7 protein-coding genes are annotated in these 13,527 nt (G+C 53.4%); 4 read left to right on the top strand and 3 right to left on the bottom strand.

The features are described from left to right. Position 1: 1 nt before the first annotated feature. The 3 genes from FEM03_RS06130 to FEM03_RS06120 are packed head-to-tail and all read right to left on the bottom strand — an operon-like array spanning position 2 to position 3,996. Complete coding sequence (locus FEM03_RS06130; RefSeq protein ID WP_138085309.1) at positions 2-1,480, bottom strand: tetratricopeptide repeat protein; 1,479 nt, start codon at positions 1,478-1,480, stop codon at positions 2-4. Positions 1,481-1,528: 48 nt separating this feature from the next. Continuing rightward, positions 1,529-2,752: a GYF domain-containing protein gene (locus tag FEM03_RS06125; protein WP_166442661.1), complete on the bottom strand. Its 1,224-nt coding sequence runs from the start codon at positions 2,750-2,752 to the stop codon at positions 1,529-1,531. Beyond that, positions 2,749-3,996: a PrsW family glutamic-type intramembrane protease gene (locus FEM03_RS06120; RefSeq protein ID WP_166442660.1), complete on the bottom strand. Its 1,248-nt coding sequence runs from the start codon at positions 3,994-3,996 to the stop codon at positions 2,749-2,751. Before FEM03_RS06120 ends, FEM03_RS06125 begins: the two co-directional genes overlap by 4 nt. A gap of 613 nt (positions 3,997-4,609) precedes the next feature. Here FEM03_RS06120 and FEM03_RS06115 point away from each other — a divergent pair. The 4 genes from FEM03_RS06115 to FEM03_RS06100 all read left to right on the top strand — a co-directional run bounded on the left by FEM03_RS06115 (position 4,610) and on the right by FEM03_RS06100 (position 13,501). Then, positions 4,610-5,374, top strand: a complete 765-nt coding sequence (locus FEM03_RS06115) for a ComEC/Rec2 family competence protein (RefSeq protein WP_138085306.1) — start codon at positions 4,610-4,612, stop codon at positions 5,372-5,374. A 124-nt stretch (positions 5,375-5,498) separates the two neighbouring features. After that, positions 5,499-7,451, top strand: a complete 1,953-nt coding sequence (locus FEM03_RS06110; protein WP_138085305.1) for a DUF5675 family protein — start codon at positions 5,499-5,501, stop codon at positions 7,449-7,451. A gap of 14 nt (positions 7,452-7,465) precedes the next feature. Further along, positions 7,466-11,146, top strand: coding sequence for a toll/interleukin-1 receptor domain-containing protein (locus FEM03_RS06105; protein ID WP_138085304.1), 3,681 nt, complete (start codon positions 7,466-7,468; stop codon positions 11,144-11,146). A gap of 102 nt (positions 11,147-11,248) precedes the next feature. After that, the gene (locus tag FEM03_RS06100; protein ID WP_138085303.1) at positions 11,249-13,501 is read left to right on the top strand and encodes an alpha/beta fold hydrolase; all 2,253 of its coding nucleotides are present in this window, start codon (positions 11,249-11,251) and stop codon (positions 13,499-13,501) included. The last annotated feature ends 26 nt before the right edge of the window (positions 13,502-13,527 follow it).

The following is a 13,527-nucleotide window of genomic DNA, read 5'->3' as shown; positions in this document are numbered from 1 at the left end:
TTCAGCGGTCTTGGACGGGGAATCGCGCTCTAAAACTAGAGTAGTCGGTTGCCCGGTTATGAGCATCAGCGCCCGACGTCCTCTCAATTAATGCTTTGATGGATTGCGTCCCAATGCTTGCATGATCCACTGGTGGTTCCTCAAGCGGTGCAGTCTTGTTTTCCAGTTCTCGCAAGACGTCTTGCGCCCCGGACACGGAGTGACGAATGGCCTCATCCACGAACTTGCGCGCTTTTGCAAAATCGACAGGTGCTCCACGCCCTGAAAGGTGCACCACTCCCAAGAGCAGGCTAGCTTGGTGAATTCCATTTGCCGCAGCCTGTTCCAGCGCCGTTACCAAAGACACATTCGATTGCCCCTTCGTCGTAGACCTAAATAACAACAAACCCAGATTGAATGCGGCGATTGCGTCGCCTTGCTTTGAAGCGCGTTGAAATAAATCTTGTGCCTTCGATGCGTCCAGGTCTCCCCCTTTCCCCTCGGCAATTAATGTTGCATAGTTCACCATGCCTTCCAAATGTTCGCCATCCGCTGCCAGTTGGTAGGCTGCGTAGGCAGCTCCCCAGTTTTTGGCCTGCTCTGCCAATAGCCCGTTCTGGTAGTGTTTGGCCGGTCCTTGGAGATGCTCATTTAGAGTCGCCGACCGGGAGGAGAGTATTTCAAGCGTTTTGCGTTCTGTGTTTTTTATAGAGAGGACTACTGGTCCGTCCTCGCTGGTGATGATGATCTCGTCTTCTTTGATCTCAACCACGCGCACTCCCAGTCTTTTGGTGCCATTGAGGATAATCTCCGGATGAAATTGCTCGTGCAGCGATTTCAGTTCAGCGCTGGTTTTCGCCAGTTCGCTAATGCGGAAAAACTCTTTGAGCTGCCCATAGCTCAGCTTCTCCATCGATAACCGCGACATGCCATTACTGTGTTCCACGATGAGCGTTCTGTCAGTGACCCCCCTGAGCTTAACTTGCTTCAAGGCCTGCTCATCGATTGTCATCTCTGGAATTTCTTCGCTTCTTCTTTTAGCGACCAACGCCGCATAAGCCGACTGCTCCATCCAATTGCCGTTGATAAGCACTCGCCCTGCTTTTGCCTGAGTCAGCATTTCCCGGGCCTGCTTGATTCTAGGGACAAGATAAGGGCGAGAGTATTCGAACTTTTTGTGTGCCTTTTCCATCTCCTCAATCTTGCTTTGCAGGAAGGCAGTCGCGACCGCTGCATCCGTTAGATCGTTGTGTGGTGAGGGATACTCAATGACTTGGCGCAGATGAGCAGCCAAACCAGCCATCGGCTGACCATTGGTCAGCGTCAGCTTGAAACTTCCTTGCGCACTCAGCTTAAAACGTTCAAGTTGAATGAATTCGTAAACCTTCGCAAAAGAGTCGGCATTGGAACCCGTGTGAACGACAGCAAGTCCAGCCACTTCCGCAACCGCAATCCGACAAAGGAAGAGCAAAAGAGAGAAGGAAACGATAATGATTTTCATGGGAGAAACGCTGATGAAATAGACATCGGGGCGATGATGATCGGCCTGCTATTGAACTGGCGATCCGATTTCGCCATGTCGTAGATAAGTGGTGACGGAATCCGGCAATCGAAGCTCCGCCGTGCTCGATTCCGACTCGGCTAAAAGTTTGTCGAGGGCCAATGATGCCTCGACAATTCCTGCGGCACCGGCTTTTCGGTAATTCTCAACTGCCAGGTCAACGTTTGCAGTGGTTCCGATGCCGTGTTCATATAAGCGACCCAAATGGAGGGTAGCTTCACTACATCCTGCAGCGACAGCGCTTTTGATCCAATGGAAGGCCAGACTATTGTCCGCCACTACATTTTGACCGGTCAAATGCAAAAGCCCCATCATCAGCTTTGCATCAGGATGTTCATCCTCTGCTGCTTCCTTCAACCACTTTGGAGCTTCGGCATCTTCTTCGTTTTGCTTCAGCAGCACTGTCGCCAGCTGATATCTCGCTTCGGTGTGCCCACGGCCAGCAGCAAGTTTTAGCCATTTAACCGCCTCATTCGGATCTGACTGCTCACCATCCCTGCGAAGCAATATCAGCCCCCACTGGAACTGTGCTTCTAGCAAACCTGCCTCCGCCGCACTTTGACATCTCGCCAGTGCTTGTTGCGGAGTCTCCAAATGCGTTTTACCACTCATAACCAGCCGGGACAACATGTATTGAGCTTCAGAGATTCCCGCGTTTGCGGCGATCACCAGATATCGAGCAGCGTCATCGCCACTATAATCAAGTCCCCTACCCAGCGAATCCATGGCCATCTGCATGCACACCGATATCAGGGCTTCGCTTTTCGGAGCCATTGCATGAAGCTCTTTGATCAAGGCCGGGACAGAGCCTTTTGATCCCGATTGATAAGCATATCTCAACTGGAGTTCTAGATTAGAGATGGTGATCTGGCGGGTTTTCTCTCTGTCATTAGCTTGCTTCCAAAAATAGGCGGCTCCCGAAGCAAGCGCTAAAGCCACTGCCACCCATAAAACAGATTTTGGCACTTTGGTTCGCTTCGTTGGCAAACCTCGGGGAGAGACTGGAGGAAGAATAGGAGCTTTGCCGGTGGCTGCTACCAGTTCAGGCAGAGATTCTCCCAGGCTGCGCCAGTCTTCATCCCCCTCAGCACAAACGAGGTCATCAGAATGCAGTTCTCCACGGATCAGTTTGCTCTGAACGGTTTCGTGAGAAATCGGCCCCGCCGGCTCTCCATTATGCAGGTAATACCATTTGCTGTTCGAATTGTTCATGGGACTGGCGATGGCTGGAGGTTGTGGGTCGCGAGAGACTGCTCGTGCTTGATCTCTTTGAGGCCCCTTTGCATTTGGCTGATCATGATGATCCATGCGATCAGACCGAGTCCAAGCCATCCAAAGTATCCGGTGAACTGGTGCAGCCATTGGCTGTTCCATGCCATGTGAAGAAGAATCGCTATGCCGAAAACGCGCCAGAAGCGGAAGTCCTTGAACACCTCCATGGAAATTGGTCGAATCCCTTTAGCATGCACAAATGCCGCCATAGAAATAGCAGTCCAAACGATGTGAGCCAAGGGTGACAGAAGTCCCCTGGTTTCGATGTTGGCAATCATAGCCTGCACAGGATTGGTAAACCCGCTAGTCGCACCATCCAAAAGAAGCGCTATGTTTTGATTGTGTGAATCAAACACAATATTAAAGGCGTAACCCGCGGATTCGAATGCAGCGAAACCCGCTCCAACAGCCGCACCGAGGAGCAGACCATTCAAAGGGTTGCTGATATTTTTTTGTCTCACCAGCCAGATGGCCGCGAGCAATTTGGCAGGCTCCTCGGTGAGCCCTGCCACCGAAGCCCCTAACAGCTCATTCCATCCCGAAAGAATCTCGAACAGGAAAAGGCAGCCAATAAGGGCGAGAACCCCACCAAGCATGAATCCTTTGATCACCCGGTAAACGGAGAGATTTTTCAGCACATTGACTTCAAAAAACAACACGAGCGTGGCGATCGGCACGCCAAACGATCCCACCAGCATGATGCCAGGAAGCAAATTGGGGTTTTCAAACTTTCGATATCCCCAAAGCAAAATTGCATAGACAATAACTGCGGCACAAAGGCATCGAAAGAACAGCCAAGGCTTGGGCCAGTTGGCATCCACAAGTTCAAGCGGAGGCGTCGTTTCCTGGGTGCCTACTGCGAAGCTCGCTTCAATTTTATCTTCGTCGTGTTTGGAAAACACCTCCGAGAAGAAGTTTCCCAAGCTGAAACCCTCAATTTTTTCAGATCCTGCCGCCGTGGTGACGTGATCGGTGATTCGTCCCAAAAAGCTCGGGTTTGACTGTGATCTTGAATCAACCTGCGCTTTGGGAAGCACCGATTGGAGAGGGCACCACGAGGGCAGTCCTTCGTGCCATGCCAGCGTTTCTGCCGCAACGATTTCTCCCTCCTGCACTTTTTGCCGAAGTTCCTCAACACTGTAAGGCCCTTCCTGGCGATCGCCAATGGATAGATAAACCAGCATAATGATCTCAATAATTATGGATCTGCTGTTCAAACCCGGAGACGTCATCTCCAAAATTCTGGCGATACAGGCTGGCCGCCTTTGATCGCCTTAGATGCTGAATCCAAAGGAAGGAAATGATCGGAGATTCTTCTAAAATCATAAAGTGCAGAGTGAGCGTTCTTGCTCACCGCTGATCCTCAGGCTGGGTGAGCCAGAGGTTAGAAGAATCGCACACAGACGATTCCATACGTCTTTACCCTCTGGCGAACCAAAGGGCTGGACATTCACGTATGGCCCCTGGCTCATTGCTGAGCTAGGGTGTCGTTTGCGGCCAACACCGGGCCGCTGTGTGCGAGGCTTCTAAACCTCGGCACATGTTTCCATGTGCGGGATCAAGCTAAATCGATCTCACAAAGTTGTAAAGTGGGTTCGTTTGTTCATTCGAGCAATTTTCAGATCATCGTGCTCCCCCACGATTCATGGTATGGCAACAAAGCCCGATAGATATTTTTCCGTTGATCGCGTAATATTTTTCGATTCCAAGGGTAACAGGGAGTATTCCATTGCCAATAGATTCTCCAAGGAGAACCGGGAAGCCCCACGTTCTAAAGCTCATAACACAGCCATATTAATGAACACTCCATTCGATGACCACATCAGCACGGACACGGCCGAACTCTACTGGAATGACAAGCCATCTAGCGATGGAAAAGATCCTGTGCGTATTCATCTTCTCTGGGGAGACGGCGTAAAAATTCTAGAGCCGGGAGTCGATCGGACAAAGGTGCGAAGTAGAGGTCGGGATCGTGTCGGTTGGGTGAAGAATGAAAGTTTGGGCGGAAAGTCTTTAATGGAGTTTTATTACATTGATGTAGGACAAGGCGACGGATTGCTCATAAAGACCCCAGACTTTCAGCACATCCTCATCGACGGGGGCTGGCCCAGGACCAGTCAGGATGCCGGAAAAAATGCAGCCGATTTTGTAGACTGGAAATTCTTCCATGACTATGCAGTCGACCAGATCGAACTGGAAGCGATGATTTGTTCTCACAATGACCAGGATCATTACGGTGGACTCTGGGATCTCCTTAATCCTGAGCAAGTCGAGGACCTGGATACCAAGGGTGTTCGAGTAAAAAACTTTTACCACGCCGGGCTTGGATGGTGGAAAAAAGGCTCAAAAAAATGGCTTGGGGAATACCATCCAAAAACTGGTGAAACTTTTTTCACCCCACTGATGGGAGACCGGAACGCCATTATCGCCGCACTTGGAAATAACGAACCACGCCTAGCTGGTGAATGGGCACAATTTTTTCAACGAGTCGTCGAATCCAAATGGAAAAACAATCAACCGACGACCATTCAACGTCTGAGTCATGTGGACGAAACGAATTGAAATCGTTGGATGAAGGATCAAACGCTTAATTTCCGATGGCAGTTTTCTTCTCCCGATTAAGCCCAACTTCTATCTCTGACAGAGCCCTTCGCCCGTAAACCGAACATTAACCTACTCGAACGCCATGCCGACACCCACAGGAATCCGAAACAAGAATTACCTCAACGTCAAAAACGGTCGGTCTCCTTGGCTCGATGCCAATGGAAGAAACTCCAGCACCGATACCAGAGGGCACGCCGTCTTTCAGGATGCCGTTTACGGCATCCGTGCCGGCATCCTCCAGCTCAAATCCTACTTCTTCCGGCACAACCGCAGAACTATTGCCGAAATCCTCTCCCGTTGGGCACCCTCCAGCGACACCATCGGCTCCCTCCCGGGCGCGCCGCCCAACTCCCCTGCGCAATACACCGCCTTTGTCATCGCCAGAGTCGGCGTCGGGCCGAACACACGGCTCGAAATCTTCGATCCCACCACCCAGGCCATCGGCAATGTCGGCCAGCTGCGCAACTTATTCTCCGCCATGGCCGCCTATGAAATCGGCGGTGGCTTCAAAGTCCCCGTGTCCGAGTTCAACGCCACTTTGGAACTGCTGGAACCCGGCATCCGCCGCAACGGCACGGACGACCAAAGCGTCAATGTTAGCCTCGACGGCATCACCACTTCCTGGGTTATCAAAGGCTCTGTCGGCGACCCGGCAAAAGGCGCTCAGAACACCGAAGCAGACGTGAAAACCGTTCAGGAAATGCTTCTGCAAATCTCCATCATCCTGCCAAATCCCGCCTGCGACCCCCTCGGCAACGACGGCAAGATCGCCTCCAACGAGGCCAAGCCGAGCACCGTCAAAGCCATCAAAGTCTTCCAGAGCCGCTTCCTCACCCGGCCGGACGGCCTCATTGAGCCGGAAGGTAAAACCTGGCGCGAAATGCTCCGCATCATCGAGACCGGCCCGCTGACCGACTCCGTAGAGGAACCGGCACTCGCAGCGCCTGCTCACTACTTCCCCTTCTCCACGCTCCCCTCCGCCAACTGGACAAGCGCCCCGCGTTCCTTCGGCGCGCGCCGCGCCAGCGGCAGCCGCGCCCATGCCGGGTGCGACCTCTATTTCCCCGCCGGAACCGTCATCCATGCGATCACCGACGGCGTCGTCATTCGCGGTCCCTATGACTTCTATGCCCGGACTTACGCGCTTGAGATCGACCACGGCACCTTCATCGCCCGTTATGGAGAGATCGCCGCCAACGCCGAAGTCAGGCAGGGAGACCGCGTCAGAGCCGGGCAAGCCATCGCCGAAGTCGGCCACCTCGTCGGCATCACCGTCCCCAGCGACATGCTCCATCTGGAACTCTATGACAAAACCGCCTCCGGCCCCCTCAGCGTCGGCGCATCCGTCGGCGCCCGCACCGCCGCAGGCGTTCCCTACCTCCGCCGTCGCGACATCATCGATCCCACGCCATTCCTGAACCAGTGGAAAAACAACCTCCCCGCCGCTCGGGCCTCCACGCAACCACAGGCCGCCGGTTTGCACGGCCCCGCCGCCATCGCCGCACAGGGCTTCTGCATCCATCTGAAACGCATCCGCCAAGAGAAACGTAGCGGCATCGCCTACGCCCGCACTATCGGTGAATACACCTGTTACTGGAACGGCGTCGCCATCAAAAACCTCAGGGGCCAGATCGTCGAACGCGGTGGCCCCGGCGATAACACCACCGCCATCGGCGACAACCAAGACCGCCGCATCGCCGCTGGAACCTACACTCTCGCCATCCAGGACGGCACCAATTACAAGACCTACGGCTATACCAGCGGGAAAGACCGGCCCAGGCCCGGCCTCCTCCTGCAGAAAACCGAAGAACGCACCGCCATCCTCATCCACCCCGGCGAGAATTACCTCAGCAGCATCGGCTGCCTCAATCCCACTGATGGTCTGAAAGACGCCAATTCCAAAATCAACTTTACAGACAGCCGCCAGCGCGTCATCGACATCATCGAAGCCATGAAAGCAAAACTCGGCACAAGATTCCCCAAATCCGGCAGAATCTCGGATGCCGTGATTTTGATCGAAGGGGAACCAAAATAGGAAACAGCCGCTCAATGAATCCCAAAGGAGCGCCTGAAAACCATGCCGAACGCGAGTTCTGGTGCTTCATCAGCTACCGCCACATCAACAACCGGGAACCCGGAAGACAATGGGGCAGTTGGCTGCAAGAGGCTTTGCAAGCCTACGAAATACCGCCCGAACTCGTTGGCACGAAAAACAAACGGGGAGAAACGATTGCTGAAAGACTCTATCCCGTCTTTCGTGATGAAAAACAGCTTCCTTATGGGTCCAGTCTCTCCGATGAAATACGTGCCAGAGTCAGGCGCTCCCGTTACATGATCGTCCTCTGCACTCCCGAGGCTCCAGAAAGTCCATGGATGTGCGATGAAATCCTTGAATTCAAAAAGCAAAACATAGAAAAAGGCAAAAAGGAGGATTACTGTCTCCTGCCAATCATTATCCAAGGAGATCCACATCGAAACAAAGGAGATGGAAAGCTCCCTGATGATGAAAAACCCTGTTATCCCAAATCTCTTTCGTATAAGTTGGGAGAAGATCAAAAAATATCGGACATTGAAGCCGAGATCGACTTTGCTGACTTCCGCCTCCCAGACAACACACAAAGCTGGACGTCACCTGCGGCTTACCGAGAGGCCCTCAAAGCAGCAGGGGAAAGCGGCATTTCGAAGAAAGTCGAGGCATTTAATACGGACTTGCACGGAAAGCTTCTGCGCATCATTGCAGGAATTTTGGATAAAGATGTCGGAGATTTGGCCAAATGGGATAAAATCGCCCAACTGGAGCGGGAGAAAGCAAAAGCCGGAACCCTGAGAAACTGGCTAATCGCGGTTGTCGCACTCGCAGCACTGGCAGCCTGGTTCGGTTGGGCGTCATGGAAAGAAAAACAAGCTGCTCAGACCGCACTGACTAACACCTTTTCGCGTATCATCGGCCAATCGACATCTCTATCGTCTATTGAGGTGAACACCCTGTGGGAACTTGCGGAACTGAATGATAAGAATGAGGCAGTTCGTGAAAAATTATTGGGAGTGTGGCTGGTTGGCGACCCTCTGCCCGCCTTCAAGAACCAGGCGGTCGGCCTGCATGCGACGGTTGGCTTAAATCGGAATCGTGTCGATGCCTTTATTTGGGCAGAAAAGTTGATTTCAACCATCGAAGAGCCAGTGGATGCGGATTCTACTCGGCTTTCTATTTTTGCAGAGTTGATGATGAGATTCGTCGTAAGATTAGAGCCTGATGATGCGGCGCATCTCGCTGATCGACTGGTTTCAGCCATCGAGAATCCGCAGATGTCGGACCGCGGACGCCTTTTCCCTCTAACCGAAGCACTGGCCAATCTCGCGGACAAGGTGACTTCGGATACGGCGGCACATCTCGCTCGAAGCCTGGTTTCAATCATCGAACAGAGGGGGGAGGAGGACTCTTTTCGTCTTTCCCGCCTAGCCGAGCCGCTGGGCACGCTCACGAACAAGCTGGCGCCAAATAAGGCGTTCCCGCTTGCGCGAAGCCTGATTGCCGCCCAGGTAAAGCCGGAAGAGCAAAATCCAGATCGTCTTTCCGTCCTGTCGAAGTCACTGGACAATCTGATTGGCAAACTAACGTCGAATGAAGCGGAGACTCTTGCAAAAAGCATCACTTTAGCACTCGAAAATGGGAATGATCGGAATAGTGATCGTCTTTCCAACTTATCTTCTTCACTGGATAAACTAGCAGATAAACTGACACCGGACATGGCGAAACAGTTCGCGCATCGCCTGCTTTCAGCCATCAAGAAGGAGGATAACAATCCCGACTATATTATTCATCTTTCCGATTCGTTGAAGAAGCTTTCAGACAAATTGACGCCGGAGATGACCGCGAGTCTTGCAAGGCGCTTAGTTTCAGTCCTTGAGGAAACGAATCCGCAGTTTTACGATCGACGAAAACTATGTTCAGAGTTATTGAGCAAGCTCGCGGACAAGCTAACCCCAGTAAATGCGGCCCATTTGGTGAAGCTCCTGGCTGATGCACTCGAGAAAATGGGAAAGGAGTATCCGGGAGGGTTCCCCGCCTTGGCCGAACCTATAGTCAAACTTGCCGCCAGGCTGACGACGGACGAAGCAGATCCATACACCAAGCTCCTAATTTCTGGCCTCGAAAATCCGGAGGAGTGGAAAAGGGATTACCTTTCCCGCCTGCCTGAGTCGTTGAGCAAGCTCGAAGGAAAGCTGACGCCAGACAGGGCGGCACAACTTGCCAGCCGCTTGGTTTCAGCCCTCGAAAATCCGAAAGTGTGGGAACGCGAACGCATTACCGCTCTGGCCGAGTCGTTGAACAAACTTACACACAGGCTGACGCCGGATATAGCAGCATCGCTAGCTAAGGAACTCGCTTCAGCGCTCGGAAATACTAATGAGAAGAATACTGCTCGTCTTTCCGCTTTCGCCGAGTCCTTTGCCAAGCTTGTGGCTCATCTGCCACCAAAGATGGCCGAGCCACTTGCGATAATTTTGGGTTCATCTCTTGAAGACTCGGAAGATAAAGGTGTTGAACAGATTTGCCTTCTTACTAAATCATCGAAAAAATTGGCTTCCAAGCTGACACCGGAAATGGTGGCGTGGCTAACTGAAAGCTCCGTGTCAGCCCTAGAATATCCAAAAATCTGGCCAAGTGATAGCCTTTCCTCGCTGGGGGAGTCCTTGGCCCTACTAGTGGATTATCTCAATCCAGAAATGGCAGAACGGCTTGCCGGAGTGTTGGGTTCATACCTCGAACGGTGGAAAGGAAGAAATGATGAACGGGTTTCCATTTTGATTAAATCATTGACGAAGCTGGCTGAAAAACTGACGCCGGAGATGGCAGCTTGGCTGGCACCACTTTTGGTCGCCCCCCCCGTAATAAGGCCCCATGAAAAGAATGCGGATAGTCTTTCTAGCCTTACTGAGTCATCGGAAAATCTAACGGCGAAGGAAGCGGCTCCGCTGGCTCGACAGTTGGTTGATGCTCTTATAAAGTCTGACGGGACGAATTCTCGTCACCTTGTCAAATCATTGATCAAACTTTCGGATAATTTGACCCACGACACGACAGCACCGCTTGCACACAGTTTGATTCGAGCCATCGAAGAACCGGATCAGGGGTATCTGAATCGTCCTTTCGTCTTGGCTGAGGCGTTGGCCTGTCTTGCAAACAGGCTGAATTCAGTCCTCTGTCGCAACTTAACGAGCAGAACGGTTCTTGCCCTTTTCAAGAGAACTAGGTTTTCCTTAGGTCTGTCACAGCTAGTGTTCATGAAAACGTTTCCCAGCGACTCTACCCTATCTATCTGTCGAGAATTGTTACTCCAGCAACTTCTGCCAGACGCAATCCCGTCCTCTATGGACTCTTCTGGAAAGTGTCGTGATCCGCTGCCGCCCGAGTATCTCGCAGTTCAGCACGCATGCCAATCCCTCGACATCCCTTCATTGGCTAACCTCCTCAAAAGCCCTTTCTGCGTAGGAACTTTGCAATTTCTTGTTTTGGAATCGCTGGAGAAACAAATAGGTCAAAAATTCGACGGCAACCTCTGGAAATTTGTCGATCTTGTAAAGAGCGAACAAGCCACTTGCCGTATGAAAGACATCGATCTCAGTGCTCCGGTGCGTCGGATCACGCTCAAGGAGGTGATGACTGCTTTGGAGTTGGAGATCAAAGCTACCGAAATCACCACACCGGTTCCCACGACTGCCAAATAACACTCCTCACATTTCCCTGCTCCATCCGAGTATAAAACACTGCCAGCCCTAAATCTTATTCCGAACCATTGCCTCACCAATCCAATCCTTCCAACCACCACCATGAACACACTCACCGACCTCATCTCATGCTTCGACGACGCGGACCTCGCACAATTGATCCTTAATGCGGACACGGCCACGCGGGCAGTTTTGATTCCGTTAATTGGTGAAGATAAGGCGGCGGCGCTTGTCGCGGCGCATTCGCCGGAAGCTCCCTTTGAGGCGGCTCCGGCGGGGCTTACTTTGCCACCTGATCCTGATCTGCCGGAGATCGTCCTTGTGCATGGCATCACGGACTGCCACCTGGCGGATGTCGCTAAACGGCGCAACCGCATCTGGCTGGATCTCTTTGAACTGGTCAAAGGCCGATATTCCAAACGGCTCACGCTGCAAAGTGACGGTGTCAGCGATGCGCCGGGCGTTACTATGCGGACGGATGGCCATGTCGAGAAAAAATACAACAAGGCTCTCGATGCCTGGACAACCGCCCGCTTCAGGAACCGCGTGTTCTGCTATGACTGGCGGCGCAGTGTCACGGCGGCGGCGGATGATCTCGCGGCGCAGTTGCGCGCTCTGGACTCGGTGAAGCAGGGGCGGAAAGCGGTGCTTGTGTGCCATTCCATGGGCGGGTTGGTGGCTGCCGCCTTCGCCGCGCGGCACCCGGATTGGCAGTCGCTGGTGGAGCACGCGGTGTTCGTCGGTTCGCCGCTCAGCGGTTCTTACAGCGTGCCCGTCACCATTCTTGGGCTTGCGCCTTCGTTCCATAAGCTGGATCGTTTTTCCATCTTTGAGAGCCTGGAGGATTTTCAGCGAATGGCCGCTAGCTTCGCGGGGCTGGTGGACATGCTGCCCCATCCGCAGGTGTTCCCGGAGGCTGCTGATCTTTACACGCAGGCTGGCTGGCCGGGTGAGATCAAGCCCTCGCAGCGCCTTTTGGATGCCAGCCGCGAGTTGAAGTACACCATTCTCGCCAGTCCGATCTTTGCCTCCGCAACGCATCTGGTCTCCCAAGGTATCGACACCACTGCCGCCATGCCGTGGAACGCGGATCATACCGACAGGGACATGGATCACCTCAGCAAAGAAGGTGATGGCGCGGCGTTGAATCTTTCCTCGCTGGTTCCCGGTCTCAAGGCCTATCTCGTCACTGGCGAGCATGGCACGCTGGTGAACGAGCCTTCCGTGATCGACGCTGTCATGAAGCTGGCAAAGGGAGAGGCGCTCACGCTCAAGTCCATCGGCAAAGATGATCTCACAGGGGCGGTTTCCACGACCCAGCCGGGGAGTTCGCTCAGCGGGCTTTCCGTGGATCCCGCAGAAATCAGCGACCGAAAACTCGGCCAGGGACTCGCCCTCCACTTCGCTTCCGAAGATGCGGTGGCCGCCCGCACATCGGCCTTGGAACTGCCTGGCTTTGACCGTGAAACGCTGCGGGAGACCGCCTTCTCATGGCAGAATGCTCTCTCCCTCGCCCTCGCCAGCGACGAAGCCTATAGCAGTGACAAACCGGCGACGAAATCCCTCGCCCTAGGGCGCTGGGGTTTTAAAGGCTACCAGCATTTCGAGAAAGCCGGGACCCAGGGATTCGTCGCATGGGATGACCATGCGGTTCTTCTTAGCTTCCGTGGGTCGGAGAAGAAAGTCGCCGACTGGCTGCGCAATCTCACCATCACCTCCCATGACACCGGGGCAGGGCAGTATGGGAAAGTCCACAAAGGTTTCTACGAGGCATACAAGGTGGTCGAGGATCAGATACTCGCTCACCTGAAATCCGCCGCAGCCGCCAGCAAAGTCATTCATGTCACCGGCCACAGTCTCGGCGGCGCGCTGGCCATCATCGCGGGCGCGGAGCTGGTCGCAAAATTCCCAGGCGCGAAGTTCTGTTTCTATACCTATGGCCAGCCTAAGCTCGGGCGCAGCGCCATTGAGGATTTTTACCAGCAGAAACATGGCGGACGTTACTTCAGATTCCGAAACAATGATGACATCGTCACCCGCGTTCCCCCGAACTTTTCCCACTTCGGTGAGTTATATTGGTTCGATCGTAAAGGCGAACTGAAAAACCCAGCGTTGGCCGGACTTGCCGCCACGCTTTCCCCCGAAAGCGGCGAAACCGGGGACGAGCTAAACCAAGCGCAATTCAAGGCTTTACAGCAACAGCTCGACGAGGAATTGGCCGAACCCACCGATCCTAATGCACTCTACCTGCCGCCAACGGACGCCCAGATCCAAGCCTTCCGCATCCCCGGCTTCAGTGTGAAGGATCACGCCATCCGGGACAGCTATATCCCGATCATCAAGAAATACGTTTAAGCTCCGTCATCTCCATTCCAACCTAT

Source organism: Phragmitibacter flavus (assembly GCF_005780165.1).
Taxonomy (GTDB): domain Bacteria; phylum Verrucomicrobiota; class Verrucomicrobiia; order Verrucomicrobiales; family Verrucomicrobiaceae; genus Phragmitibacter; species Phragmitibacter flavus.
This window is presented reverse-complemented; position numbering and strand designations above follow the sequence as displayed.